Genomic DNA, 1,087 nt, shown 5'->3' on the forward strand with positions numbered 1-1,087 from the left:
TAAGTAGTCAAACAAAATTAATTACACAAATAACTAATATGATATAATAAAAAATATCAAGGTGTGTTCAAAGAGGTTTTATATGTTTTTACTTCGAGATATCAATCCACTTTCCTTGAAATTGCTAAACCGAATTTATCGCGAAAGCAGACATCATCAAGTGCGCCAAAGAGCACATTTTCTGATTTTAGCTTCACAAAATATCGACAATAAAAATTTAATAAAAATCTTTAAAGTTAGTTATAAGACCATGTATAACTGGTTGAATCGATGGGAAAATGAGGGAATGCTCGGATTATATAATAAACCAGGTAGAGGCAGAAAAGAAACATTTAATTCCGCACAATCAGATCAAATTAGAGACTGGGTAAAATTGCAACCAAAACAATTAAAGCAAGTAGTACAAAAAATCAAAAAAGAATGGTCGGTTAATATAAGTACGGAAACAATTAAGAGAATAATAAAAAAAAAAGGATGAGTTGGCATAGGATGCGTCGAGGTGTTGGCGGCAAGCCAGACCCCATAGAATACAAGGAAAAAAAAGAAAAATTGTCAGAATTAAAACAATTAGAAAATGAGGGAAAGATTGATTTATACTATTTGGATGAATCCGGATTTTGTGGCATCCCTTGTGTCCCTTATGGATGGCAAGATATTGGTGAATATTTGTCAATTGATAGTCGTAAAACTAAGCGTTTAAATGTCTTGGGAATCATGAATCGGCAAAACACTCTTCATGCTTATGTTTCAGAGCAGACTATTAATTCTGATGTAATCATAGCCTGCATAGATACTTTCTTTGCTGTGGTGGAGCGGCCAACAGTTATTGTAGTAGATCAAGCTTCTATTCATACTAGCAATGCCATTTTCGAGAAAATTGAAGAATGGAAAGAACGCGGTTTAACTATATTTGAATTGCCTACTTATTCACCTGAATTGAATTTAATAGAGATTTTGTGGCGGTTTATCAAATATCAATGGCTCGAAATAGATGCCTACTCTAGCTGGCAATCTCTTGTTTCATCTGTAGAAAGAATTCTTAAAGAATTTGGAGATAATTATGTAATTAATTTTGCTTAACTACTTA

1 protein-coding gene is annotated in these 1,087 nt (G+C 32.8%); it reads left to right on the forward strand.

Annotation, left to right across the window (positions count from 1 at the left end; translation table 11 throughout):
- Nucleotides 1–82 precede the first annotated feature (82 nt).
- A protein-coding gene (locus QT992_RS33455; protein WP_333336612.1) for an IS630 family transposase occupies nt 83–1,080 on the forward strand; the annotation gives its coding sequence in 2 pieces (ribosomal slippage) (nt 83–473 and nt 473–1,080; 999 coding nt in all).
- The last annotated feature ends 7 nt before the right edge of the window (nt 1,081–1,087 follow it).

The sequence above is a fragment of the Microcoleus sp. T3_D1 genome, from assembly GCF_036700405.1.
In the GTDB taxonomy this organism is placed as follows: domain Bacteria; phylum Cyanobacteriota; class Cyanobacteriia; order Cyanobacteriales; family Microcoleaceae; genus Microcoleus.